At 68.1% G+C, this 24,948-nt stretch carries 19 protein-coding genes; 7 read left to right on the top strand and 12 right to left on the bottom strand.

Annotated features, from left to right (window positions below; genetic code table 11):
• The 3 genes from O3Q52_RS12915 to O3Q52_RS12925 all read left to right on the top strand — a co-directional run.
• Window positions 1-799: ATP-binding cassette domain-containing protein (locus tag O3Q52_RS12915; protein ID WP_269648917.1), on the top strand; the 799-nt coding region annotated here is incomplete at its 5' end.
• Window positions 796-1,725, top strand: coding sequence for an ECF transporter S component (locus O3Q52_RS12920; protein WP_269648918.1), 930 nt, complete (start codon window positions 796-798; stop codon window positions 1,723-1,725). The genes O3Q52_RS12915 and O3Q52_RS12920, both read left to right, overlap by 4 nt.
• Window positions 1,726-2,058: 333 nt before the next feature.
• Complete coding sequence (locus tag O3Q52_RS12925) at window positions 2,059-2,484, top strand: transglycosylase SLT domain-containing protein (RefSeq protein ID WP_055618274.1); 426 nt, start codon at window positions 2,059-2,061, stop codon at window positions 2,482-2,484.
• A gap of 84 nt (window positions 2,485-2,568) precedes the next feature.
• Here O3Q52_RS12925 and O3Q52_RS12930 read toward each other — a convergent pair whose 3' ends face one another.
• The 4 genes from O3Q52_RS12930 to O3Q52_RS12945 form a co-directional block, all read right to left on the bottom strand.
• Window positions 2,569-2,931, bottom strand: coding sequence for a hypothetical protein (locus O3Q52_RS12930; RefSeq protein WP_269648919.1), 363 nt, complete (start codon window positions 2,929-2,931; stop codon window positions 2,569-2,571).
• Window positions 2,928-7,910 (bottom strand): DUF6531 domain-containing protein, encoded by a 4,983-nt coding sequence (locus O3Q52_RS12935; protein ID WP_269648920.1) that lies wholly within the window; start codon window positions 7,908-7,910, stop codon window positions 2,928-2,930. The genes O3Q52_RS12930 and O3Q52_RS12935 overlap by 4 nt, the downstream gene beginning before the upstream one ends.
• A gap of 494 nt (window positions 7,911-8,404) precedes the next feature.
• Entirely contained in the window at window positions 8,405-9,658 is a 1,254-nt protein-coding gene (locus tag O3Q52_RS12940) for an IS256 family transposase (protein ID WP_269648921.1), read from the bottom strand.
• A gap of 226 nt (window positions 9,659-9,884) precedes the next feature.
• Window positions 9,885-10,313, bottom strand: coding sequence for an ATP-binding protein (locus O3Q52_RS12945; RefSeq protein ID WP_269648922.1), 429 nt, complete (start codon window positions 10,311-10,313; stop codon window positions 9,885-9,887).
• Between the two features lie 99 nt (window positions 10,314-10,412).
• On the opposite strand from O3Q52_RS12945, the gene O3Q52_RS12950 reads away from it, so the two are divergent.
• On the top strand, window positions 10,413-11,261 hold the full coding sequence (locus O3Q52_RS12950; protein ID WP_269648923.1) for a helix-turn-helix transcriptional regulator: 849 nt from the start codon (window positions 10,413-10,415) through the stop codon (window positions 11,259-11,261).
• Window positions 11,236-11,508 (top strand): DUF397 domain-containing protein, encoded by a 273-nt coding sequence (locus O3Q52_RS12955; protein WP_269648924.1) that lies wholly within the window; start codon window positions 11,236-11,238, stop codon window positions 11,506-11,508. The genes O3Q52_RS12950 and O3Q52_RS12955 overlap by 26 nt, the downstream gene beginning before the upstream one ends.
• On the opposite strand, the gene O3Q52_RS12960 is transcribed toward O3Q52_RS12955, so the two are convergent.
• Window positions 11,496-12,665: a steroid 3-ketoacyl-CoA thiolase gene (locus tag O3Q52_RS12960; protein ID WP_269648925.1), complete on the bottom strand. Its 1,170-nt coding sequence runs from the start codon at window positions 12,663-12,665 to the stop codon at window positions 11,496-11,498. The genes O3Q52_RS12955 and O3Q52_RS12960 overlap by 13 nt on opposite strands.
• Window positions 12,666-12,988: 323 nt before the next feature.
• Between O3Q52_RS12960 and O3Q52_RS12965 the strand changes: the two genes are divergently transcribed.
• The gene (locus O3Q52_RS12965) at window positions 12,989-14,233 is read left to right on the top strand and encodes a cytochrome P450 (RefSeq protein ID WP_269648926.1); all 1,245 of its coding nucleotides are present in this window, start codon (window positions 12,989-12,991) and stop codon (window positions 14,231-14,233) included.
• 41 nt (window positions 14,234-14,274) lie between these two features.
• On the opposite strand, the gene O3Q52_RS12970 is transcribed toward O3Q52_RS12965, so the two are convergent.
• The 4 genes from O3Q52_RS12970 to O3Q52_RS12985 form a co-directional block, all read right to left on the bottom strand.
• Window positions 14,275-15,345 carry an ArsR family transcriptional regulator gene (locus O3Q52_RS12970; RefSeq protein WP_269648927.1) on the bottom strand — a complete coding sequence of 357 codons (1,071 nt, stop codon included), beginning with the start codon at window positions 15,343-15,345 and terminating at the stop codon, window positions 14,275-14,277.
• Window positions 15,346-15,738: 393 nt separating this feature from the next.
• Complete coding sequence (locus O3Q52_RS12975) at window positions 15,739-16,119, bottom strand: peptidase inhibitor family I36 protein (RefSeq protein WP_269648928.1); 381 nt, start codon at window positions 16,117-16,119, stop codon at window positions 15,739-15,741.
• A 122-nt stretch (window positions 16,120-16,241) separates the two neighbouring features.
• Window positions 16,242-17,678, bottom strand: coding sequence for a glycosyltransferase family 39 protein (locus tag O3Q52_RS12980; RefSeq protein ID WP_269648929.1), 1,437 nt, complete (start codon window positions 17,676-17,678; stop codon window positions 16,242-16,244).
• Between the two features lie 164 nt (window positions 17,679-17,842).
• Entirely contained in the window at window positions 17,843-19,234 is a 1,392-nt protein-coding gene (locus O3Q52_RS12985) for a glycosyltransferase family 39 protein (protein ID WP_269648930.1), read from the bottom strand.
• Window positions 19,235-19,537: 303 nt separating this feature from the next.
• On the opposite strand from O3Q52_RS12985, the gene O3Q52_RS12990 reads away from it, so the two are divergent.
• On the top strand, window positions 19,538-21,130 hold the full coding sequence (locus O3Q52_RS12990; protein ID WP_269648941.1) for a helix-turn-helix domain-containing protein: 1,593 nt from the start codon (window positions 19,538-19,540) through the stop codon (window positions 21,128-21,130).
• Between the two features lie 23 nt (window positions 21,131-21,153).
• On the opposite strand, the gene O3Q52_RS12995 is transcribed toward O3Q52_RS12990, so the two are convergent.
• The 3 genes from O3Q52_RS12995 to O3Q52_RS13005 all read right to left on the bottom strand — a co-directional run bounded on the left by O3Q52_RS12995 (window position 21,154) and on the right by O3Q52_RS13005 (window position 24,684).
• Complete coding sequence (locus tag O3Q52_RS12995) at window positions 21,154-22,011, bottom strand: hypothetical protein (protein WP_269648931.1); 858 nt, start codon at window positions 22,009-22,011, stop codon at window positions 21,154-21,156.
• A gap of 56 nt (window positions 22,012-22,067) precedes the next feature.
• A complete protein-coding gene (locus tag O3Q52_RS13000) occupies window positions 22,068-22,454 on the bottom strand; it encodes a peptidase inhibitor family I36 protein (protein WP_269648932.1) in 387 nt (128 codons plus the stop codon).
• 166 nt (window positions 22,455-22,620) lie between these two features.
• Window positions 22,621-24,684, bottom strand: coding sequence for a bifunctional glycosyltransferase 87/phosphatase PAP2 family protein (locus tag O3Q52_RS13005; RefSeq protein WP_269648933.1), 2,064 nt, complete (start codon window positions 24,682-24,684; stop codon window positions 22,621-22,623).
• Between the last annotated feature and the right edge of the window lie 264 nt (window positions 24,685-24,948).

Consider the following 24,948-nt stretch of genomic DNA (forward strand, 5'->3'; position numbering starts at 1 on the left):
CACACCCCCAACTCCCCACCCCTCAGCAACAGTTGCGAACCTCTCCGTCCGCCGCGGCCGCACCGAGGTGCTCCACTCCGTCACACTCACCGTCGACCCCGGTGAGACCGTCGCCCTCATGGGCCGCAACGGCGCCGGCAAGTCCACGCTGCTCTCCGCCCTCGTGGGCCTGGTCGCACCGGCGTCGGGATCCGTGCGCGTGGGCGGCGTCGAGCCCCACCGCACGGCACCCCGTGAACTCATCCGCCACGTCGGCCTCGTACCGCAGGAACCCCGCGACCTGCTGTACGCCGACACGGTGGCCGGGGAGTGCACGGCCGCGGACTCCGACGCGGGGGCGGAACCGGGCACCTGCCGGACCCTGGTGTCCGAGCTGCTCCCGGGCATCGCGGACGACACGCATCCACGGGACCTCTCGGAGGGCCAGCGGCTCGCCCTCGCCCTGGCCGTCGTACTGACGGCCCGCCCACCCCTGCTCCTGCTCGACGGGCCGACCCGAGGCCTCGACTACGCGGCGAAGTCCCGTCTGGTCACCGTTCTGCGGGGGCTGGCGGCCGAGGGCCACGCCATCGTGCTGGCCACCCACGACGTCGAGCTGGCCGCCGAACTCTCCCACCGGGTCGTCATCCTCGCCGACGGCGAACCCGTGGCGGACGGCCCGACGGCCGAGGTCGTCGTGGCCTCCCCGTCCTTCGCTCCGCAGGTCACCAAGATCCTCGCCCCGCAGAAGTGGCTCACGGTCCCGCAGGTGCGCGAGGCGCTCCGCGCGACCGAAGGGGAGGAGGAGTCGGGCTCATGAACGAGAAGCCGCACCCCCGCCCCGAACCGCACCCCTGCCCCGAACCTCGCCCCCACCCCGAATCTCTCCCCATCCCCCAACGCCAAGCCCGCCCCATCCGCCTGGGCCCCCGTTCCCTCGCCGCCCTCCTCCTCGTCAGCCTCGTCGGTCTGGCGGCGCTCACCTGGCCGTTCTTCAGCGGGCCCACGTCCCAGGTGAGCGCCCACTCCAAGGACGCGCCCTGGCTGTTCGCGGGGCTGCTGGTGCTGCTGGTCGGGGTCGTCGGGGCGACGATCTCCGAGTCGGGGCTCGGCCCCAAGGCCGTGGCCATGCTCGGCGTGCTCGCGGCGACGGGGGCCGCTCTGAGGCCGATCGGCGCCGGAACCGCCGGCATCGAGCCCATGTTCTTCCTGATGGTGCTGAGCGGGAGGGTCCTCGGGCCGGGCTTCGGATTCGTACTCGGCGCGGTCACGATGTTCGCGTCCGCACTGCTCACGGGCGGGGTCGGGCCGTGGATGCCGTTCCAGATGCTGTCCATGGGCTGGTTCACGATGGGCGCGGGCCTGCTGCCGGGCCCGGACCGGCTGCGCGGCCGGGGTGAGCTGTCGATGCTCGCCCTGTACGGGTTCGTCGCGGCCTTCGCGTACGGCACGTTCATGAACCTGGCGGGCTGGCCCTTCATGGACGCGCTGTCGTCGAACGTCGCCTTCGACCCGCACGACGACGTGGACGCCAACCTCGCCCGTTTCGTCGCGTACTGTCTGGCCACCTCGCTCGGCTGGGACCTGGGCCGGGCCGTCGTGACCGTCGTCCTGACCCTCACGCTCGGCGCGACCGTCCTCAAAGCGCTCCGGCGGGCCACACGGAAGGCCGCCTTCGAGACCTCGGTCACCTTCGAGGAGACACATGATGCGGCGCCCGTCACACCGTCCGGCCGCACACCGTAGACGCTTCAACCACTGCGGGTTACACCCACCGTGAGGCGGCCCACAGGACTTAGGTCACTTACTAAGTGCGGTCGTAGATCATTTCGCTTGTCATGCGCACGCCTTTATTGCCCCTGACCTGCGGATTGAGAGCCACGTCACAGAAGGACCTTTTGCGGCGGATACGACCACAACTAGCAAAAGGGATCATTGCGGACACCCTCCGAGCCTGTTTCTCTGGAGGAGTCGCAAGGCGCCGACGAGCCCACCCGGGCCTCGGCGCCAACGCATGCCAAGGCCCTACGGGTCACGGCGTACGAGCGACCGCCATGTCCCCGAAGGAAAAGGTTCTCTGTGTCCATCTCCACCCGCATCCGCCGCATCGCCACTCCGAAGAAGGCCCTCACCGGTGCCGCCGTGGCCGCTGCCACCGCCGGCATGGTGTTCGCGGCGGGCCCCGCTCAGGCCGCGGCCCCCGCGAAGGCTTCCCCCACCTCGGCCAAGGCGATCGCGCAGAAGATGATCCCGAACGACTCGCAGTACAAGGCGTTCAGCAAGATCGTCGAGCACGAGAGCGGCTGGAACGTCACCGCCACCAACTCCTCCTCCGGCGCCTACGGCCTGGTCCAGGCCCTGCCGGCCTCGAAGATGGCCTCCGCCGGTTCCGACTGGAAGACGAACCCGAAGACCCAGATCAAGTGGGGCCTCGACTACATGAACGACCGCTACGGCAGCCCGACCGGCGCCTGGAACTTCTGGCAGGCCAACGGCTGGTACTGACCCACCCTGCCCCGCGCGTGGAGGCGGCGGCCCCGATCCCGGGGCCGCCGCACCTGTATGTCCCCGTACGACCTGACGAGGGTTTCACCCGCGGAGAGAAAACCGTGCCCACTCCAGGCCCGGCACACCGATGCGAGCGCTGCCCCGGTCGGCGATCGCCACGAACTCCCATCCCGGAGTGCCCGGCTGCCCAATGCTCGACACGCCCCATGGCTCGCCCAGCGACCAGGCCGCCCGCAGGACCTGGTAGACCATGTCACCGGTCGATCCTGGAGAAACAGCGACCGAGAAACGGACGTCCCGCAGCCCCGGATCCTTCCAGTACCGCTCGGCGGTCGCGTCACCGAGTTCCAGCGGGCACGCTTGTCGGATCCGGGAAACGACCCTGCTCAACGCCTTGTCGTTCCCCACCCGCAGGAACATCTGCGCATCCGACGAAACACTCATGCGTCTCCAGGGCTGCACAGCGCCCGCAGCCGAGCCATGTGGTCAGGATCGAGCCTCACATCGAACTCGACCCACCGCCCCGAATCCAAGAACCCAAAGACCGCTTCCAAGTCACCGACTCCCCTCGTCGCGTGCCCTTCCCCGAGACGGATCCGCAGCCCGTCCGCGTACAGGCGGACCCCGCCCGCGGAAGGATCCTGGGAAGCCACGTCGAACGACAGCAGCGGAACGCCTGAGTCCATGACGCCGGGAACACTCAGCGGGGCGTCGCAGCTTTCCGGCCGAGTCATCCCGTCCAGGAGCCCCAGGCTCGCCTGCCCCGTGACCTCCACCGCTCCGCGGGTGACCTTGTCGGAGAGGTTCTTGGCTGCCTGGACCGCGGGCGGCTTTGTCGCAGTTTCGCGGTCTTCTTTGTCACACTCGGTGTTCCAGCCCCAGTTGCCCGAGAACAGGTCCTTCATCTGCGTGGTGATGCTGCACAGGCCGCTCGGGTCGACGCGGCTGGTCGGCATGTTCTCCACGTAGGCGTAGGGCTGGGTGTAGGGCGTGTCCAGGTCGGGGGTGAACGGGTCGGGGCGGGTGAAGCGGCCCGTGGTGGGGTCGTACTGGCGGGCGCGCAGGTCAAGGTAGCCGGTGCTCGTGTCGTAGTAGGCGCCGGTGTACGAGGGCGTGGACGCCGGGGCGCCGCTGGTGACCGTGTTCAGGGCCCGGTTGCCGAAGGGGTCGTAGGCCCAGCGCTGGTGGACCGTGCCGGTGCTGCTGGTGACGTCGAGGGGCGAGCCCAGGGCGTCGTGGGTGTAGGAGAAGACCGCACCGCTGCCGGTCTTGGTGGCGGCGACCTGGTCGAGCGGGTCGTAACGGTAGGACTGCTGGACCGCCCAGGCACCGTCGTACTCGGTGGCCAGGATCGGCAGCGGGGCGTTGGGGTCCCACTGGGTGCGCTTGGTGACGGTGCCGGCCTGGCTGGTGGTGACGAGGTTGCCCTCGCCATCGTGCTGGTAGGTAAAGGCGGTGCCGCCCACGGTGGCGGCGGAGATCTGTCCGGCCAGGTCGTAGGTGTAGGTGTTGGCCCCGGCCTTGGTCTGGTTGCCCTCGCCGTCGTAGCCGTAGTCGGTGGTCGTGGAGCCGGTGGTGGACGAGGTCAGCTGGTTGGCGGCGTCGTAGGTGTAGCTGGTGCTCGTCGTGCCCAGCGTCGAGTTGAGGCGGTTGCCCGCCTTGTCGTAGGTGTACGACGTCGTACGGGCGGAGGCGCAGCCGCTGACCCAGGGCTGCGGGGCGCAGCCGGAGGTTATCCGTCCGGCCTTGTCGTAGGTCAGGTCGTAGCCGCCCGCGGCCACCCCGGCTCGGGTGGTGTCGATGCGGGTGGGCTGCCCGGCAGCCGACAGGGTGAGGGCGGTCTTGGTGACCACCGCTCCGGCCTTCGTGGCGGTGACGGACGTCAGCCGGCCGGCAGTGTCATAGGCCCGGTCCTCGACGAGGGTGTTGGGCAGCGTGGTGCGGGTGAGGTTGCCGTCCGCGTCGTAGCCGTAGTTGGTGGTGGTGGAGTCGGCGGCCATGGTGGCGGTGCGGCCGTCGGCGTCGTAGGTGTATGTGCTGGTGTTGCCGTCGGAGTACTTGCGGGTGAGTATCTGCCCGGTGGCGTCGTAGGTGTAGGAGAAGCCGCGGGTCTTCGTGAGGTGTCCGGCGTTGTCGTAGACGAAGTCCTCGGAGACGATGCCGTTGTTGCGCAGGGTCATCTGCCCGGCCGCGTCGTACTGGTAGGTGACGTCCGGCGTGGAGTCTGAGTAGTCGACCTTGGTCAGCAGTCCGCGGGCGTCCCAGGTCTGGCCGGTGGTGCCCCTCGGTGTGGTCTTCTTGGTGAGGTTTCCGTCGGCGTCGTAGCCGTAGGAGGTCTTGCGGTTGAGCGGGTCGGTGACGGACGTCAGCCGCTGGGCAGCGTCGTAACCGTTGTCGGTGACGTGGCCGTTGGGGTCCGTGCGCCGGGTGAGGTTGCCGACCGTGTCGTAGGCGTAGGAGGTCTTCCCGCTGTCGGGGGCGGTCACGGAGGTCAGGCGGCCGAGAGCGTCGTAGCCGTAGTCGACGGTGCGCTGCGCCGGGTCGGTGACTGAGGTGACACTGCCAAGCGCGTCGTAGGTCGTCTTCGCGGTCCTGCCCAGCGGGTCGGTCAGGCTCACGGCGTTCCCGGCGGCGTCGTAGCCGGTGGTCCAGGTGTACTTCGTCGGATCGGCGCCTGAGACGTTGCCGCGGCCGCCGACCGTGCGCACCTGACGGTCATCGTCGTCATAGGCGTACGTCGTCTTGTGGCCGAGCGGTGTGGTCACCGAGGTGCGGTTGCCTGCGGCGTCATACCCGTAGGTCGTGACTTTGCCCAGCGGGTCGGTCGACGTCAGGAGCAGGTCGGCGGCCGTGTAGGTGTACTTGGTGACCTTGCCCAGCGGGTCGGTGACCTGCGTGGCGTTGCCGTTGGCGTCGTAGCCGGTGCTCGTGGCACGGCCGAGCGCGTCGGTGACCTTGGCGGGCCGGTCGAGGGCGTCGTACACGGTGTTCGTCGCGGCGCCCGTCGGGTCGACGGTCTTGATGAGGTTTCCGGCCGCGTCGTAGCCGTACGTGGTGGTGTACTCCGCGGGGTCCGCGCCGGACACGTTGCCGTTCGGCGAGGTGACCGAAACAAGGCGGTCGACCTTGTCGTACCCGTACGTCGTCTTCCCGCCCGCCGCGTCCACCTCGGAGACGACATTTCCGTTCGTGTCGTAGACGGTCCTCTCGGCGGAACCGTCCGGAGCTGTCACCGAGGTCACGCGGTCGAACTTGTCGTAGCCGTAGGCGGTGACGCCGTCGGCCGCGTCGGTCATCTTGGTCTGGTTGCCGTTCGCGTCGTACTCGTAGGAGGTGGTGCGACCGGCCGGGTCTGTGGTCTTCCCCAGCCGTCCGGCGGAATCGTAGACGTACGTGGTGGTGTACTTCGCCGGATCCGCGCCCGAGGCGTTGCCGCGCGGGTCTGTACTGGTGAGCAGGCGTCCCGCAGCGTCGTGGGTGTACGTGGTCTTCGCGCCGGACGGTGACGTGCGCGAGATCAGGTTCTGCTTTCCGTCGTAGCCGAATGAGATGGCCTTGCCCCGGGGAGAGGTGGTCGTGGCGACCTGCCCCGCCGCGTTGTACGTGAACGTGGTCTTACCCGCCGGGCCGTCGACCGAGGTCAGCCGCCGGGCCGTGTCGTAGCCGTACGTGGTCTTCGCGCCACGCCCGTCCGTGGAGGTGGACACGTTGCGGGCGGCGTCGTAGGTCCACGACTGGGTCACGCCTCCGCCGATGCGGCTCAACAGGCCGCCGGCGGAGTCGTAGGACATGGTCGTGCGTCGGCCCGCCGGGTCCGTGACAGCGGTGAGGCGCAGCTTCGCGTCGTACTGGTACGACGTGGTGTTGCCGAGCGGGTCGATGCGGTTGCGCAGCACGCTGCCGCTGTACAGATCGGTCCAGATGCCACCGCCCGCGTCCTGGTAGTCGGTCTCCAGCGTCGCCCGGGAGAACGTAGCCGTTTTGCCATCGGCGTCGGTGTGCTGGGTGACACGGCCGCTACTGTCGTACTGGGCCTGCATCACCGTGCGTCCTGCCGGATCGGTGACACTGGTCAGACGGCCGGAGGAGTCGTAACCGTAGCCGTAGGTGCCGCCGTCAGTGCCCTTGACGGAGGTCAGCAGTCCGCCGGTGTAGCCGTAGTCGACACTCTGACCACCGGGGAGGTCGACCGCTTCGAGGAGATGGCTGCTCGGATCTACGGTCAGCTTGATCACGTGGCCCGCGGCGTCCGTCACCGAGGCGAGGTCCGTGCCCGAGTACTCGAACGACAAGCCGACGCCGCCCGCGTCCCACCAGCCGGTGAGCCGACCGGTGGTGTCGAACGCGAGCTTCTCTTTCGCTCCGCTGGTCAGCGTGAACCCGCCGGAGGCCGCCCCTGTGAGGGTTGCCATGATACCGAGCGAGGAGGCCGTGTAGGCGCCGGAGGTCGCGTCCTTGGCGAAGGTGATCCGGGCCCCGCTGTCGGCGACGTAGACCACCTTGGTGTCCGACACTTCGAGTTGCACGTCGTAGGCGGAGGACCAGCCTTTGCCCAGGATCCCGGAGTTGGTGTTGTTGGAGGAGTACGTCCTCCGCAAGTCGAACGGCACGCCCGGAGCCGGTACTTGGGCGTCCGCCGCAGACTCGACCTGGGCGCCGGTGGCTGTGTTGACCGGGTCGCCGAGGTAGCCCTGGAAGGGCAGTCGGCCGGTGGTGTCGAGGCAGCCACACCCGTACGTCTCCGCGGCGGGAACGGATACCGGTCGGCCCAGGGCCGCGATGTTCGGTCCCTTCGCCTCGGCGCTCCAGCCTGTGGCGCAGCCCCAGCCGAACGGGTCCGACTGCGTTCCCCGGTCCGCCGACACGGCGATCTTCACGTAGTACTCGACGCCCTGGGTCAGGATCGTGGGATCGGAGACACCCCAGGTGAACGTCTTCCCGGAATCGTCACTCGATCCGTCCGGGTCGGAGTCGCACCACTGCTTGATCAGCGCGTTGTCCGAGGCCCGGTACAAGCCCTTGTGGATCGACTCGGTACCCACAGGAGTGTCGTACTTGACGTTGCCCCACTCCACATCGAAGCCGAACCAGCCGTGCGGAGCCACCCGCAGATTCGTCGGGGCACCAATGGCCGCCACCCGTGCGCTGCCAAGGGGCTGACTCCTCTTGCCCTTGGCAACGGGCGCGGCGGCGCTGCTCTCCAGAGTCTTGTTTCCCGGGAGACTGACGCTCGCCCCAGGCTCCTCGGGCGCCCGCATCTCGTCGACTTGGGCGCGGCGTTCCTTGAGCGTCATGGGACGTTCGGGCTTCAGCGGCTTGGATGCCCTGACCACCGGAGGGCTCTTCGCCGCGACGGAGTCGCCCGCGGCTGCCGCGACGGGGCCCGCCGTCAGGATGCCTCCGCTCAGGAACGCCAGAAGCACCGTGAAAACCAGAAATAATCGCGCTGTACGCACCGCCGACTTCTGCCTCACTCTTCCTCCACGCAAGAGATACAAGACCTTCAAAGGGGAGACCCTAACCCCCGCAAAGCGTGAACATGCCAATCCGGAGGTTATGATCTCCGAGCCGGTACATGAACAGCGGCCCGCCTCACGGCCCATGGGACCAGTGCGCACCGAAACACAGACGTGGGACCCAGGACACGCGGCCTCCCCTCGTGGCCGTCCTCCTTGTGCCGCCCCTGGTCAGCCGGACTGATCTACGCGGGTGAGTCACCCGAGGGCTCCACCACGCCTTCACGGCGAGCAAGACCGGCAGTGACGTCACCCTCGGCTTCGCCGCCGACGGCACACTGAGCTTCTCCGTGGCGCACTCGGCGACGTCGCCGGGCTGCTTCCTGGCGGGCGCACCGGCCAGAGGCTGCCTCGCAACGCGGCTGAGTAATTGTCAATACCTGTGGATCAGTTGAGGTTGTTCAGGCCGCGTGACCCTCGGGTCGTTCGACGAGGTGGCCGCGTTCGAAGCGGGCTCCGGCCCGGACGAGGGCGACGAGGTGGGGCGCGTTCACGGCCCGCCACCGAGCCTGCGCGGACTCGATCAGCTTGAAGACCATTGCCAGGGCCGCCGCGCGACTGCCGGCGCCCTTGGTGACCTTGGTCCGGAGCCGAACGGTGGCGAAGGTCGACTCGATCGGGTTGGTGGTCCGCAGATGGATCCAGTGCTCCGCGGGAAAGTCGAAGAACGCCAGCAGTTCGTCCTCGTCGTCCGTGATCCGCTTGACGACCTTGGGATATTTCACCTGGTAGGCCCGCTCGAAGCCGCGGACGGCCTTGGTCGCATGCTCCTTGTCCTCGGCGTTGTAGATCTCCTGGACCGCGGGCTTGGCCGCGGGCTGGGCCGACTTCGGCAGCGCGTCCAGAACGTTGGCGGTCTTGTGCACCCAGCACCGCTGATGACGAGTGTCGGGGAAGACCTCGTTCAACGCGTTCCAGAAGCCCAGTGCCCCGTCGCCGACGGCCAGGACCGGGGCCCGCATGCCCCGGCGGGCGCAGTCCCGCAGCAGCCCCGCCCACGCCTCGGACGACTCGCGGTAACCGTCCGTCATCGCGATCAGCTCCTTCGTGCCGTCCGCCCGCACCCCCATCAGCACCAGAACGGCAGCCTTCGCCTCCTCCAGGCGGATCCGCAGGTGCACGCCGTTGGCCCAGAGGTAGACGTAGTCAGTGGCGGACAGATCACGGTCCTGGAAGGCAGTGTGGTCGGCCTGCCACTGGGTGGTCAGCCGAGTCACCGTTGCGGGTGAGAGGCCGGCGGAGGAGCCCAGGAACTGTTCGAGCGCGGGCACGAAGTCGCCGGTGGACAGGCCATAGAGGTAGAGCAGCGGCAGCACCTCGCTGGTCTTCGGGGACTTGCGGCACCAGGGCGGCAGTATCGCCGAGGAGAACCGCTTGCGCTCGCCCGACTGCTCGTCGACGCGCATGTCGTTCACGCGCGGGACCTTGACCTCGACCGTCCCGGCCGCCGTGGTGACCTCCCTGGGTTGATGGTGGCCGTTACGCACGACCAGACGCCGGCCCGACTCGTCCCTCTCGTCCGCCAATTCGGCTATGTAGGTGTTGACTTCGGCCTCCAGTGCGGCGGCCAGCATGCGCCGTGCGCCTTCGCGGACGATCTCGTCAATCAGGGAGCCATTCGGGGTGGTGCCATCGGCGTTGGCCACGCTGAGCACGGGCGTGCCTTCCCGACCGACGTTCGCAGCGTCGGCCTACTCGGTGACCTTCAATCGATCACTCGGGAAGGTACGCCCTTCGCGCGCCAACCCGAGGTCGATCCACAGGCCTTGAGCATTGCTCAAAGCGGCTCGGTGGCAGCTCACGCCACAACTGGGCCCGGGTGACACTCACACCCGAGGCGGTACTGGTGGGCGCAGCGTCGACGTCGGGTCCGGAGGAGTTTCAGAGCCGCGGCCCGCACTCGAACCACACCGTCTTGCCGACCCCGCTACCGGCCACCGGCTCCACTCCCCACTTGTCCACCACCGCGTCCAACAGGACGAGCCCTCGCCCGCCTTCTGCCTCCAGTGGCAACTCGGCCGGGATGCGCGGAAGCCGGGGGCACCCGTCCGCAACCTCCACCCGAACCCCCGCCACCTGCCGCAGCAGCAGGAACACGCAGCGCCGGTCCGGGACATGGCGTACGACGTTCGCGAGCAGCTCGGTCACGCCCAGTTCCACGGCGTCGGTCAGCTCGGCCATCTCCCACTCGCGCAGGTACGACCGGACGATGCGGCGGACGTACTGCGGCGAGTGCTCGCCGACGGTGAGGCGCATGCGGTACTGGGTGGTGCGGGGGCCCGCGAGGGTGGGGGGAATGAAGTAGTTCACATCACAAGGCTGACCGCACTTGACTACCCTCGGCTACGGAACGGATACAACCAGTCCCGCAGTGGGCCGAGTTGCACATCGTGCGAGAGAGGTCCGTACGTGACCCACATCAACGTTCTCGACCCGGGCGCATCGCCGCTCGACTACTACGGGTTCGAGTTGCGACGGCATCGAGAGGCCGCCGAACTCACCCAGAAACAGCTCGGCGACATCGTCAACTACACCGGCTCGCTGGTCGGCCAGATCGAAACCGCCCGCAAGCTGCCCACGCAGGAGTTCAGCGAGCGGGTGGACGCGGCGCTGGGGACGGGTGGGTTGCTGTCGCGGCTCGTCGCGCTGGTGATGCGTAGTCAACTACCGGCCTGGTTCCAACAGGTGGCGGAGTTGGAGGCGCGGGCGGTCGAGATCAGCACCTTCCAGACGTACGCGATCCATGGCCTCCTTCAGACCGAGTCGTACGCGCGTGCCGTGCTCGGCGCACTGGATCAGAACGACCTGACCGACCGCACCGCAGTACGGCTGGCCCGCCAACGCATCTTCGAAAAGGGCGAGCCGCCAGTCATGTGGATGGTCCTCAGCGAAGCTGCGCTACACCAGGCGATTGGCGACGCAGAGACCATGAGAGGGCAACTGACACACCTGTTGTCGTTCGACGGCAATCCCCGGATCAACATCCAGATCCTGCCGTTCTCGGCTGGAGCGCACGCGGGGTTGCAAGGCTCGTTTACCCTCTTCCGCTTCACGAGCGATCCGGACATCGTCTATACGGAGGGCTACGGAAGCGGGCATCCGACCGCCAACCCGGACACAGTCAAGGACTGTTCGCTCCGTTACGATCATCTTCAGGCCGCCGCCCTCTCCCTCAGGGATTCGGCGGAGCTGATCCGGCGGGTGATGGAGGAACGCTATGGAGAGCAACGCGATGCCGACGGGGATCCAGTGGCGTAAGTCCAGCTACAGCGGCGACCAAGGCGGCGAGTGCATCGAGTGCGCGCCAATCGGCCCGCTCGCCTGGCGCAAGTCGACGTACAGCGGCGACCTGGGCGGCGACTGCGTCGAAGTCGCCGACATAGCTGCCACCACCATGATCGCCATCCGCGACTCAAAAAACCCGGCGGGGCCGATGCTCACCCTCGACCCCGCCGCCTTCTCCACGTTCCTCAACTGGACGACAACGGCGGCTCACAACCGCTGAATGATCGTCCCGGTCGCCAGCGCCCCGCCCGCGCACATCGTGATGAGCGCGAACTCCTTGTCCCTGCGCTCCAGTTCATGGAGTGCCGTGGTGATGAGCCGCGCCCCCGTGGCCCCCACGGGGTGCCCGAGTGCGATCGCACCACCATTCACGTTGACCTTCTCCAGGTCCTGTTCGAAGACCTGCGCCCAGCTCAACACCACGGACGCGAAGGCCTCGTTGACCTCGATGACGTCGATGTCCTTGAGCGACATCCCGGCCTTCCCGAGGACCGCCTTCGTCGCGTCGATCGGGCCGTCCAGGTGGAAGTGCGGGTCGGAGCCGACCAGCGCCTGAGCCACGATCCGTGCCCGCGGGCGCAGCTTCAGCGCCCGCGCCATCCGCTTCGAGGCCCACATCAGGGCAGCGGCGCCGTCGGAGATCTGCGACGAGTTCCCCGCCGTATGCACCGCCGTCGGCATCACCGGCTTCAGGCCCGCCAAGGCCTCCATCGACGTGTCGCGCAGCCCCTCGTCCCGGTCGACCAGGCGCCACATGCCCTGCCCGGCCCGCTGCTCGTCCTCGGTCGTGGGGACCTGTACGGCGAACGTCTCGCGCTTGAAGCGCTCCTCCGCCCACGCCACCGCGGCCCGCTCCTGCGAGATGAGGCCCAGCGAGTCGACGTTCTCCCGCGTCAGCCCCCGATGCCGAGCGATGCGCTCGGCGGCCTCGAACTGGTTGGGAAGGTCGACGTTCCACTCGTCGGGGGTCGGCTTCCCGGGGCCGTGCTTGGAGGCGGCCCCGAGCGGTACTCGGGACATGACCTCGACGCCACAGCTGATCCCGACGTCGATGACGCCCGCCGCGACCATGTTGGCGACCATGTGGGAGGCCTGCTGCGAGGATCCGCACTGCGCGTTCACGGTCGTCGCCGCCGTCTCGTACGGCAGGCCCATCGCGAGCCACGCCGTACGGGCGGGGTTGCCGGACTGCTCTCCGGCGTGGGTGACCGCTCCGCCGACGACCTGCTCGACGCAGTCAGCCTGGATCCCCGTACGGCCGAGGAGTTCTCGGTAGGTCTCGCCCAGCAGGTAGGCGGGGTGCAGGTTGGCGAGCGCGCCGCCGCGCCTGCCGATGGGGGTGCGGACGGCTTCTACGATCACGGGTTCCGCGGCCATGGGGAGTTCCTCTCCTCGGGTCACCCGCGCGGCGCGGGCGTCCCGGCCCACCCGCCACGCTGAACTAGTACGCGTTCTAGTTCTGTGTGCAGTCTGCTGACCCGGCGTCCGTCACCGCAAGGGTCGTGCAGCTCCCGAAGTCGCGATCTGCACGACTTCCGCACGCAATTCGGGTCGTCGCGCCTCTTGCCACTTGTAGAACCCGTTACTACCTTCACGGCAATTCCCGGTACCTGATGGACCGTCAGAACGCGACAGACCCGACCACCAGCACCAGCACCCCCACTGCCAGAACCCGACCGTCGCACGACCTGGAGTTGCCGATGACCTGTCCAGCGCTGCCCGACGGGTTCGATTTCACCGATCCCGACGTGCTGCACCACCGTGTGCCCTTCCCGGAGTTCGCCGAGCTGCGTCGGACCGAACCGGTCCGCTGGATCCCCCAGCCGCCCAATCTCGCCGGTTTCGGGGACGAGGGCTACTGGGCCGTCACCCGGCACGCCGACGTCAAGTACGTGTCCACGCACCCCGAGTTGTTCTCCTCCACCCTCAACACCGCGATCATCCGCTTCGGCGAGCACATGGAGCGCGACGCGATCGACGCCCAGCGGCTGATCCTGCTGAACATGGACCCGCCCGAGCACACCCGGGTCCGCCAGATCGTCCAGCGCGGCTTCACCCCGCGGGCCATCCGCGCGCTGGAGGAGAACCTGCGCGGCCGCGCGGGCCGGATCATGGAGACCGCGCTGGCGAACGCGGGCCCCGGCGGCTCCTTCGACTTCGTGACCGAGGTCGCCTGCGAACTGCCCCTCCAGGCGATAGCCGAGCTGATCGGCATCCCCCAGGAGGACCGGGCCAAGATCTTCGACTGGTCCAACAAGATGATCGCGTACGACGACCCGGAGTACGCGATCACCGAGGAGGTCGGCGCGGAGTCGGCCACCGAGATCCTCGCCTACGCGATGAACATGGCCGCCGACCGCAAGCAGTGCCCGGCCAAGGACATCGTCACCACGCTGGTCGCCGCCGAGGACGAGGGCAACCTCGGCTCGGACGAGTTCGGCTTCTTCGTACTGATGCTGGCCGTCGCGGGCAACGAGACGACCCGTAACGCCATCACCCACGGCATGCACGCCTTCCTCACCCACGCCGACCAGTGGGACCTCTACAAGCGGGAGCGCCCGGCGACCGCCGCCGAGGAGATCGTCCGCTGGGCGACACCCGTCGTCTCCTTCCAGCGCACGGCGACCCAGGACACCGAACTGGGCGGCAAGCGGATCAAGAAGGGCGACCGCGTCGGCATCTTCTACTCCTCCGCCAACAACGACCCGGAGGTCTTCGACTCACCCGAGGTCTTCGACATCACCCGCGACCCGAACCCGCACCTCGGCTTCGGGGGCGGCGGCCCGCACTTCTGCCTCGGCAAGTCGCTGGCCACCCTGGAGATCGACCTGATCTTCAACGCGATCGCCGACGCGATGCCCGGCCTCCGGCTGGCGGGCGACCCGCGCCGGCTGCGCTCGGCCTGGATCAACGGCGTCAAGGAACTGCAGGTCAGCGCCGGTTGAGCCGCCGGTGACCCGCTACGCGGGAGGCAGGGGCATCCCCCCTACGCCCCGCCCCTGCCTCCCTTGAGCTCGGCGGAAGAAGCGCCGACGAAACGCTGCGAGAGGGACACCGCCCCGCTCGACACCCGGGGGGCGGGCACCGCGCCCCGGGTGCCGGAACTCCTGCCCAGCTTGGCCGCCATCCGGCAGTCGCGGCGTGCGACGAGGCGGTCCGCCTCGGGCGTCCGCTGGTAGTACACCCGGCTGCCCTCCCGCGTCCGGTTCAGCAGGCCCACGCGGTGCAGTCGGAGCAGGTGGTACGAGACGGTCGACGCGCTCATGTGGTGCCGTTCGGCGAGCTCCGTGGTGGTCCGGGAACTTCCCAGATCGGCTAGCAGTAACTTCCGGGCCTCTCCGATGACCTGACCCAGCGGATCCACCATGGACTGCTCCACCCCGTGATCGACCTTCGCGCCGGTCCCCACCGGGTACGCGAGATGCGTCCCGGACTCGCCCCACGGGTCGTGACGCAGCATCCAGGTCGTCACCAGAGCCGAGGGGTGGAGCACGATCCGTCTGCATTCGAACAGGCTCCACGTACGGTCGTGCTGTATGTGCAGTGCGCCGGAATCGTACGAGAAGGCAGGGTGCAGGGAGTTTAGCGTGGCACTCAGTCCGCGGCGAGCCATGGAAGCGGCCCGGTGCCGAATATCACCTTCCATCTGATAACAGATAGCGTTCCAGCGAGCCGACATGAATGCCGACCAGAAGTGGCCCATTTCCCAGGCGACTCGCTCGGCGAACGATTCTTCCCCGGATTCCAGGAAAGACAGAATCCTGCGGAAGTCGACGGACGCCGACCGCTGGTCCGTACGCGCTCTTCTCAGAAATCTGCCCACCTGACGCGCAACCACCCCGCTCGGAGTCGAGGCCACCTGATGCAGTTCCGATTCCAGCGATCCACGAGGGCCCGAGTGGGCGAACATGAAACCTGGCACATAATTTCGCGTTTCGCGGCGGATGGCCGCGAGTAATTGCATGTCACGACGGGCCATGAGTTCCTTGACCGCTGCCTGTTCCATCCAGTTGCCGCCACCGGCGGCCATGCGACCGAAGTCGAGTTGGAAACCCATTTGAGCAAGCGGCGAGACCGTAAACGTCGCACCCATAAGGGCATCGGCACCTAAGCGAACAGAAATCAATGTTCCCCCTGTCGTCTTTGGCACGCCACCGATCGAGTCACTGATCGGCGGCCGTCATGACGGAAGCCAAGAGGAAACGGCCCCCGTCGCCGTCGCTCGAATCCTCACACAGGCGCCGGGCTCGCACCAGATCATTTGTTTCCTACAGCAGGTACCTGAGGGGGAATAAATAGGACACAGGGGATTTAAACTTCCAACCAGTTCACCACATAAAAGACATTCCATTGGCATCGAAACATCCCCGGGCGCGGAAGCAGCGCCGATGGAGCGTCGACATCCGCCTCGGGCGAGATGGATCCCCGGGAAATCCATCTCGCCGACTGGCTAGAGAAACACCACGCAGCTCACACTGTCACCGAGGGCGTCCAGGCTCGCGTCTGCACTGCTCGGGCGAGCAGAATAGCTGTTTCCAGTACAAGTGCCGCCCGTATTCCACATACGTATGGAGGACTGCGTGTTATTCCGCATAGAACTGGCCATGTTGTCCATGACTGTTGTGGTCCCGTCCCAGTACTTGTCGCGTAAATCGCGATCACTACCGGAGAAGCTCGCCTGACGGCCCGTGAAGTTCTGACCGTCGTAGAGAACCAAGTAGGTGGCCCGCGTTCCAGTTTCACCGGCGGAGGCGGTGGCCGACATGAACCCGGCCGTACCTACCGACATGAGCATCGTGAGGCCGAGCAGCACGGAGATTCTGCGCTTCACGAAATTATCCTTCCCCTCTTCGAAGACAACGAGGCTGACAACGACCGTGCCCGAGCACCGCAGGTCAATCAAATGAGATTCACGATCGAATGAAAAGGAGATTCCATGTGAATCGAATACTGTTACGGCGTGCAGTGGCCGGCTTGGGCGTAGACGACAATCTGCGCGCCGCGTACCTGGATGCGCTCGCAAGGCTCGAAGTAGGTCTTCAGCGTCTGCCGTTTGACCTTCTCCTGTGCGAAAGAGTCGAGCGGCTGCCCCGGTGGATCGGTCAGCGCGACGATACGGTTCGCCGCAAGGATGCGACGCCGGATCTCGTCGGCGGACAGCTCGGTGCCTTGCAGGGTGTGCGAGGCAGCTGGGGACTTCGCTAGAGCCAGGTCGTTCAGGCGGTGGTAGACCGCAGGGTACGAGAGCAGCCACTCGCGACGCCTGGCGGGCATGAACAGGACACCGTCGCCCTTAGTGGTGGACTTATCCACGGTGTGGGCGACCGCTACGACATCGTCCTTGCGGCTCTCAGGCGAGCGCACCAACAGCGACCACGGCAACAGGACCGCAACCGCCGCGCCCGCCAGCAAACAGGCGGTCAGCACACGGGCAGCAGGTGCGAGTCGGTGCCGTTGCCCGATCGCCCACTCCAGCGCGGCCCCGGTCGGCAACGCCAGTCCCGTCATGCCGTACAGCACGTACCGGTCGACGTACCACGGCTTGATGAGCGAAATCACCATCAGCAGGCCAGCCGGGGCGACCAGCAGGGGCAGGGACAGACGGGACAGGGCGGCGGCCTCGACAGAGCCCTCACTTACAAGGAGCTGGCAGAGCAGCGCGCCCACGGCCGAGAGCGCCAAGAACTGCAGCCACGCGCTGAGGCTTGGGCGCCCGAGCCAGCCCAGTTGCTGTTCTGCCTGCGCCGCGCTCGCCACCGCCAGGGGCAGCAGGCTCGCCGCCACACCGGCTGCCGCGATCCCCCAACGCAGCCACACCTGCCGGGACGAGCGTAACCACCACAGCGTCAGCCCATGGGCAACGAGCGCCAGGGCCGCGAACTCGTGCAGCCAGCAGGCGAGGCCGAGAGTGAGGGCATACGCCGTCCACCAGCGGCCGTGGGAGGCACCGGTGGCCCGGAGGAAGAAGTACGTCGCCCATGTGACGCCCGCGGTGACCAGCGCGTACGAGCGGCCTTCCTGCGCGTACTGCTGTGTGATCGGCACCAGCACGAAGACCAGCCCCGCAAGCGTGCCAGCCCGGTGTCCGGCCAGCCGGGCGCCGATCGCCCCGACGCCGGCCGCCGCCAGAGCAGTCGCCACCATTGAGGGCAGGCGCAAGGCCGACAGGCCGCCGTCCCACAGGGCGAACACCGCGTGCATGAGGAGGTAGTACAGGCCGTGCACGGCGTCGATGTGGCCCAGCAGGCCCCACAGATCTCCCAGGGACCGATGAGCCACCTGGTAGGTGACTGACTCGTCCCGCCACATGCTGTCCCGCCGGTGGATCCCCCACTGGCCCAGGGCCAGTGCGGCCGCGGCCGGGACGGTCACCGGCACCGCCCGTCCCATCCGGCTCCCTTGCCGGACAGCTCTGGGCGCCGCAGGCCGAGAGCCGCCGCCGTTTGGGAGTAGCCCTGCGGTATCCAGGTGCTGCGTGATGATGTCCTCCAAAGAAGTGGGTGGCTGGTCACCGCCGAGACGTGTTGATCTTCATGGCACGGGTGCCCCTGAGGTCAACAGCTGTCACCGCGTTCGTACACATCGATCAGTGCTGTGGCGACAGTGCGGCGGGCGCACCGCGTGAAGTATTCGCGCAGCGTCGCTTCTTTCACCTCCTCCCTCTCGTTCGACTCAAGGAGCTCGCGCGCGGGCTCACGCACCACCACAATCCGTGAGACGCGCAGCATCTCCGTCCGGATGCCTGCGGGCGGCAGCTCATCGCCATACAGGGTGTGCGAGGCGTGGGGTGCGGCGGCCAGCGCTACGTCAGCCAGACCGTACGATGCCGGCTCCCGTTGGAGGGTCCACACCCGGCGACTGCCCGGGAGGAAAACCACGCCGTAGCCGGGTGCCGCCGCTTCCCGCAGCGCGCGGTCGACGGCTAAGACATCGTCGGCCCGGCTCGCTGGGCTGCGCAGATGTGTTCCCACCGGTGCCAACGCGACAACTGCGGCGGCTGTCGCGAGCGCCAGGACCGCACGCATTCGCGCGTAACGCCACAGTGTGTCAAGGGCCGAGCCCGCGAGGAGCGCGAGACCGGCCTGGGCGTACAGCACATACCGGTCGACGTAGAGAGGCTGGAACGCGAACGTCAGCAGTAACGATGCCGGGGGGACCACGAGTAGGGGCAGGGCCACGGTGCCGAGTCCCGTTCCCCGAGGGGCCGCCGCCGCAAGTCGACCCACTGCCGCGCAGGCCAGTCCGATGCCGGTGGTCAGCAGGAACCCCAGAAGGTCTCCGCCTGCGGGCACCTCGATCCAGGCAACCTGCCGGGACTGGCCCAGGCTGAGCAGTACCAAGGGCGCCGTCACCGCCACCGCGCAGCAGCACGCTGCCGCCCACAACGCGACGACCGCACGCGGCAGTCGGGTGGCGAGCACGGTAACGCCGTGAGCAACGAGCGCAAGGAGCGCGAACTCGTGCAGCAGGGCGGACCAAGCGGCCAGCACGGCGTATCCGGCCCACCAGTTACAGCGCCGCTCGGTGCACGCCCGGACAAGGACCCAGGTCTGCGCCACGACTAGTGCGGTCACCAGCGCGTACGAGCGGCCCTCCTGCGCGTAGCGCTGGACTACGGGCAGCAGCGCGAACACCATTCCCGCGGCGAGTCCGGTCCGCGCCCCGGCGAGCCGACGGCCCAGTGCGGCAACACCTGCCGTGGCACAGGTCATGGCCAGCACGGACGGCAGGCGCAGCGCGACCAGCCCGCCCTCCCAGAGCCGGAATACGCCGTGCATCAGGAGGTAATAAAAGCCGTGCACCGCGTCGACGTGGCCCAACGTCGCCCACAGGTCGGGGAGACTGCGGTGAGCCATGTCGTAGGTCACGGCCTCGTCCTGCCACAGCGATCCCTCCCGGCGGATGCCCCACAGGCCGAGCAGCACGGTCACAGCCGCCGGGGCCACAACGGCGACGTACGCCGGCATCCGGGCCCGCGAGACGCGTGGCCGAGGCGGTACGGACGGACCGAGGGAAGGGCGGTCGGGCGCGAGGTGCTGTGGCGTGGCTATGGCTGACTCCTTGTGAGAGGGCAGGACCTGTGCGACCAAGAGTCAAGTGGCTGGAAGATTGATGGTCAGCCGCCTTCCGGGCCGCCTATCAATGCCGCATCACGTACCGTGAACCACTGTTTGAGCAGTGCGAATCGGGAAGGGCTAGGGGGAGCAGTGGGACGTTCCGAGAAGTCGCTGGATCCTGCGGCGGGACCAGTGGAGCGTTTCGCGCACGAACTTCGCGAGTTGCGCCGACGGGCAGGGAGTCCCACCTACCGAGAGATGGCCCGTCGCGCTGGCTACTCCGCGCCCACACTGTCGAGTGCCGCCGCAGGTGAACGGCTGCCCTCTCTGCCGGTGGCCCTGGCGTACGTCAACGCCTGCGGCGGGCGGGGGGAGGAGTGGGAACCCCGCTGGCGCGAACTCGCCGAGGAACTGGCCGTCCTGCCCGCGGTGCGCGACGAGGACGAGCCTGCTCCCTTTCGCGGGCTGGCCCGGTTCGAGGCGGAGGACGGTGCGCTGTTCTTCGGGCGCGAGCAACTCGTCGACGACCTCGTTGGCCTCATCCGCAAACACCACTTCGTCGCACTCGTCGGAGCGTCGGGCAGCGGCAAGTCCTCGCTGCTGCGCGCGGGGCTCGTGCCCGCGTTGCGGAGCCTTGGTGAGGAGGACGGACGACCGGCCGCCATACGTATCTGCGCTCCCGGGGGGTCTCCGTCACGGAGCCATGGCGCGCTGCTGCGGCCGTTGGAGAGCCATGCTGACACCGTGCTCGTGGTCGACCAGTTCGAGGAGGTCTTCACGCTCTGCCACGATCCAGTGCAGCGGGCGGAGTTCATCCGCGACCTGCTCCGTTCCCGTTCGGACGCTCCCAAGACCCGGTTACGCGTAGTCATCGCGGTCCGGGCTGACTTCTACGGGCGCTGTGCCGACCATCACGAACTCGTCGAGGCGCTCAACGCGGCGACTCTGCTGGTGGGTCCCATGTCCCCGGAACAGGTGCGAGACGCGATCGTGAAGCCTGCCACGGCGGGACGGCTGGTCGTCGAGCGTGCGCTGACTGCCCGGATGATCTCCGACGTGGCGCAGGAGCCCGGCGCCCTGCCCCTGATGTCGCACGCCCTGCTGGAGCTGTGGCGCCGCCGCCGGGCCCGCACACTGACACTGGACGCGTACGAGGCGCTCGGCGGGGTCCAGGGAGCCGTGGCTCACACGGCCGAGGAGGTTTTCGCAGGCTTCACCGAGGCTCAAACGGAACTCGCCCGGGGGATGCTGCTGCGGCTTATCACCCCGGGGGAGGAGGCACCGGACACCCGGCGCCCCGCCGACCGCGCCGAGTTGGTCCGGTCCGAGGACGCGGAGGCCGTACTCGAAGCGCTCGTCCGGGCACGGCTGTTGACCGTCGACGGCGTCGGTGCGGACCTCACGCACGAGGCGCTCATCACCGCCTGGCCACGGCTGCGTGCCTGGGTGGAGAGCGACCGCGAGCGTCTGCGCCTCTTGCGGCGCATGACGGAGTCCGCGCGGGAGTGGGAGCAACTGGACCGGGATCCGGACGCCCTGTACCGCGGGGCCCGCCTGCTGTCTGCACGGGACGCCTTCATCGGGGCGGAGGGTCCGGCGTCCGATCTGACCCCTCTAGAACAGGAGTTCCTCACTGCGAGCCTGCGCAGCGGGCGCTTCGTCAGGCCTGTTCAGGTCCTGTCCCGGCGCTTCGTCCGGAGCCGCTGGTGGCTCGTCTTCCGGCTTGCCCTGCTGTGTTCGGCCGCGATCTGGACCGTCTGGTTCCTCAACCGCGACCACCCGTGACAACCCGAGCCTCTCCGGGGACGTCAGCCCCGGTCGAGCACGACGCGGGCGGCCACGAGATGGCGCTGCTTGGCCGACGCCAGGCGCTCGAAATAGGCCCTGTGCTTGCGGATCTCCCGCTGCTGGATGCTCTTCTCCGTCTCGGTGAACGACTTCACAAGGCCGACTTGCTGTTTGCAGGTCACATCCGCTTCGGCAGTTTCCTTCTCCGCACGGGACGGCGTTTTGGATTTCGCCCATCGAGGGTCCCCTGCAGCGGCGTTGAAGTCCTTGTACTCATGCCCCTTCTCCGCCATGCACTGCACCCAGGCGTGCATCGCGGGGACCACGTTCGGGCTCTTGAGCGCCTCGTCGAGGCTCTGGAAGTTCAGCCTGCTCACCAAGTCCTCGTCCTCCTGGTTTCCGCGCGCCAGCTCGTCGCCCGCCAGCTTGTAGCAGCCGTCGGTGGGATCCGTCGCGGCCTTCCTCGCCGCTGGGCTCAGCCGCGCCTCGCGATCCATCTTTCGGGCCGTGACGTCGGTGGAGCCCAGCAGCCGGGCATTGGCCTTGTAGCCCATCTCTTCGGCGACCGGCATCTCGATGACCCCGTATCGGCGGCGGTTGCGCAGATCGGGGTACTGCTTGCGGTCACCGATGACCTCCCAGTCGTATCCCCGTTCCTTCAAACAATCTCGGGTCAGGAGATCCTGGGCGCTCTCGATCAGATAGATCTCGTTGACCGACAACTGATAGGCGTCGAAGGGCAGAAGGAGGTCCCTGACCGCCTTCGTCGGCTCGGGGGCCGCCGCAAGGACGGTCTTCGAGGCTTCCTCGGGCGACGCCGCGCACCCCGTGGCGAGAAGCACAAGGGCGGCTGTGCCCGCCAGCCGGTTCCTGATCATTCATCCACCTCGGAGAAGAGCGGGCGGCGCCGGACAAGCCGGCGCCGCCCCCGGCATCACAGGAAGCGGACGCAGCTTGCCTTGTTGTCGAAGTTGTTGTTGCTGAAGTCGGAGTCGACGGTGTTCGCCCTCGCGGTGTACGAGGCACCGGTGCACGAGGTGCCGACGTCCCACAGGCCGACGTTGGAACCAGTGTTGTTCCGCATCGAGCTGCCGCCGTTCTGCGCGAACGCAGAGGTGCTGCCGACCCAGTACTTGTTGTTCAGCTCGACATCGGAACCGGAGAAGTTCGCGTGCCGGCCGCCGTAGCTGTCGTCCTCGTAGAGAACGAAGTAGGTGGCCTGCGCCCCCGTCTCGGCGGCCGACGCCGTCCCCGTCATGCCGATCGCGCCCCCGGCACACAGGGCCGCAATACCGATCGCCACGCCCAACTTGCGCTTCATACGCTGTCCTCACATTCGGGTGGTCCTGGTCCTGCTCCGGCAGATCTCTTTCTGCCATGAACAGTTCAGACGAACGCGAGCGCAGCGAACAGATGTTTTCAAAACACTCGAATGTCACACGTGACGGGGAACTCAGGCTCCTGGCACGCCGGTTGACCGTCCCGGGTCAGCCTCCCGCGTGTGATCGCTCCCCGGTCTGCGCGCCTCGGGAGTCGGGCTGGTGCGCGTCCTTGACTGCCGCATCGACAACGGCGCGCGGCCCCACGAGCAGGTGGGTCAGACCGAAGCCCACACCGACCACAGCCGCGCCGCCGACAGCGTCGAGGACCCAGTGATTGGCGGTCGCGACGATCGCGGATACCGTGAACAGCGGATGCAGCAGGCCAAGTGCCTTCATCCACCACTTGGGCGCCAGGACCGCGATCACAATGCCGCACCACAGGGACCAGCCGAAGTGCAGGGACGGCATGGCCGCGTACTGGTTGGTGACCTCAGTCATCGCGCCATAGTCCGGCCGGGAGAAGTCCTGCACGCCGTTCACGGTGTCGATGAAGCCGAGGCCCGGCATCAGCCGCGGCGGGGCCAGCGGGTAGAGCCAGAAGCCGACGAGCGCGAACAGCGTGGCGAAGCCGAGCGCCGCGCGGGCCCAGCGGTACTCGGCGGGGCGGCGGACGTAGAGGACGCCGAGGACGGTCAGCGGCACCACGAAGTGGAACGACGTGTAGTAGAAGTCGAAGAAGCTCTGCAGCCAAGGGACGTCCACCACCGCGTGGTTGACCCAGCGCTCGATGTCGATCCGCAGGAACTTCTCGATCGCGTAGACCTGCTCGCCGTGCTCCTCGGCCGTGGCCCGGCCCCCCGCGTTGGTGCCGCCGGTCGCCGCGAGCCTGACCTGCTGGTACGCGGAGTAGCCGACGCGGATCAGCAGCAGTTCGAGCAGCAGGTTCGGGCGGGTGAGGACCCGGCGCAGGAACGGCAGCAGGGGTACGTGCTTCCAGCGCGTGGGCACCGGCTGCGCGTACTCGGTCGGGATGGGCGACCGGTAGTACTCCGACGTACGGGACAGAAACGGAACCACGGTGGCCGCGGCGAGGGCGGCGAGCAGGACGACGTTGTCACGCAGCGGGTAGAGGGCCGCCATGTTCGGCAGCATCATCTTCGCCGGGAGCGTCATCACCAGGATGACGGCGACGGGCCATACGTACCGGTCGCCGGCCTTCTTGCCGACGCGGCCGACCAACGCGAGCAGCACCCACAGCAGTTGGTGCTGCCAGGTGGTGGGCGACACGGCGACGGCGACACAGCCGGTGATCGCGACCGCGAGCAGCAACTGCCCGTCGCGGGCGTAGCGCACGGCGCGGCGCAGGCCCAGTACGGCGACGGCCGCGCCCAGCGACAGGAACAGCCCGATCTCCAGCGGGCCTTCGAGGCCGAGCCGCAGCAACGCCCCGTGCAGCGACTGGTTGGCGAGGTCGTCGGCGGGCCGCCCGAGCCCGACTCCGGCCAGGTGGTGCACCCAGTACGTGTACGAGTCGTGCGGCATCGCCGCCCACGCGAGCGCGGTGCCCGCGGCGAAGGTGATCCCGGTGGAGGCGGCGGCCCGGCGGCGGCCGGTGAACCACAGGAGCGGCGCGAAGAGGAGGACGGTCGGCTGGAGGGCCGCCGCGAGCCCGATCAGCACCCCGCTCGCCCGTTCCCCGTGCACGGCGAAGCAGCCGAGGAGCACGAGGAGAACGGGAATGATGCTGGTCTGGCCGAGGTACAGCGTGTTGCGCACGGGCAGCGACAGCATCAGCAGGCTGATCGCGACGGGCGCGGCGAGCAGTGCCGTACGGCGGCTCACGGGCTGCGGCAGGGCGCGCGATGCGACCAGACCGAGGGCGGCGACCAGCAGCAGTGTGCCGAAGGTCCAGCCCCAGCCGAGGGCCTGTTCGGCCGAACGGGTGAGGGGCTTGAGGACGAGCCCGGCGAACGGTGTGCCCGTGAACTGGGTCGAGTCGTACAGCGAACCCTTCACGTGGAGCACGCCGTTGGGTCCGACCCAGGTCTCCAGGTCCGTCAGCCGTTCGCCTTTCGGCGTGCTCAGGATGACGGCGACCTGCCGGACGGCCAGGACCGCGGCGATCAGCCAGAGGCCCGCGCGGACCAGTCCCAGCCGTGCCTTCGCCGCTCCGGGCGCCGCCGCCCCGAAGGCATCCCCTGGTCGCCCACCGTGCTCCACATTCGCCACGCGCCGTCGGCCCTCCCGCCCCGTTCGTCCCCGGTGTCCCATGGGTCTGGGTGCGTCTGTTTCCCGCTCGAATCCTAAGAGGCTCGCACTCCCCCTGCCGTGAGACGCAGGCAACCCCCTCTTCACCTGACGTCCTTCAGCCTTTTGTCCGGATGCAGGTGTTGTACGGCCGGTGAGGCTCCCTCGCAAGTCGCCGTGAGGCCTCCGCGAGTCGCCGTGAGGGGAATACAACCACCCAACATGCCAGTAACCGGCTATATTCAG

The organism is Streptomyces sp. ActVer (assembly GCF_027270795.1).
GTDB lineage: Bacteria > Actinomycetota > Actinomycetes > Streptomycetales > Streptomycetaceae > Streptomyces > Streptomyces umbrinus_A.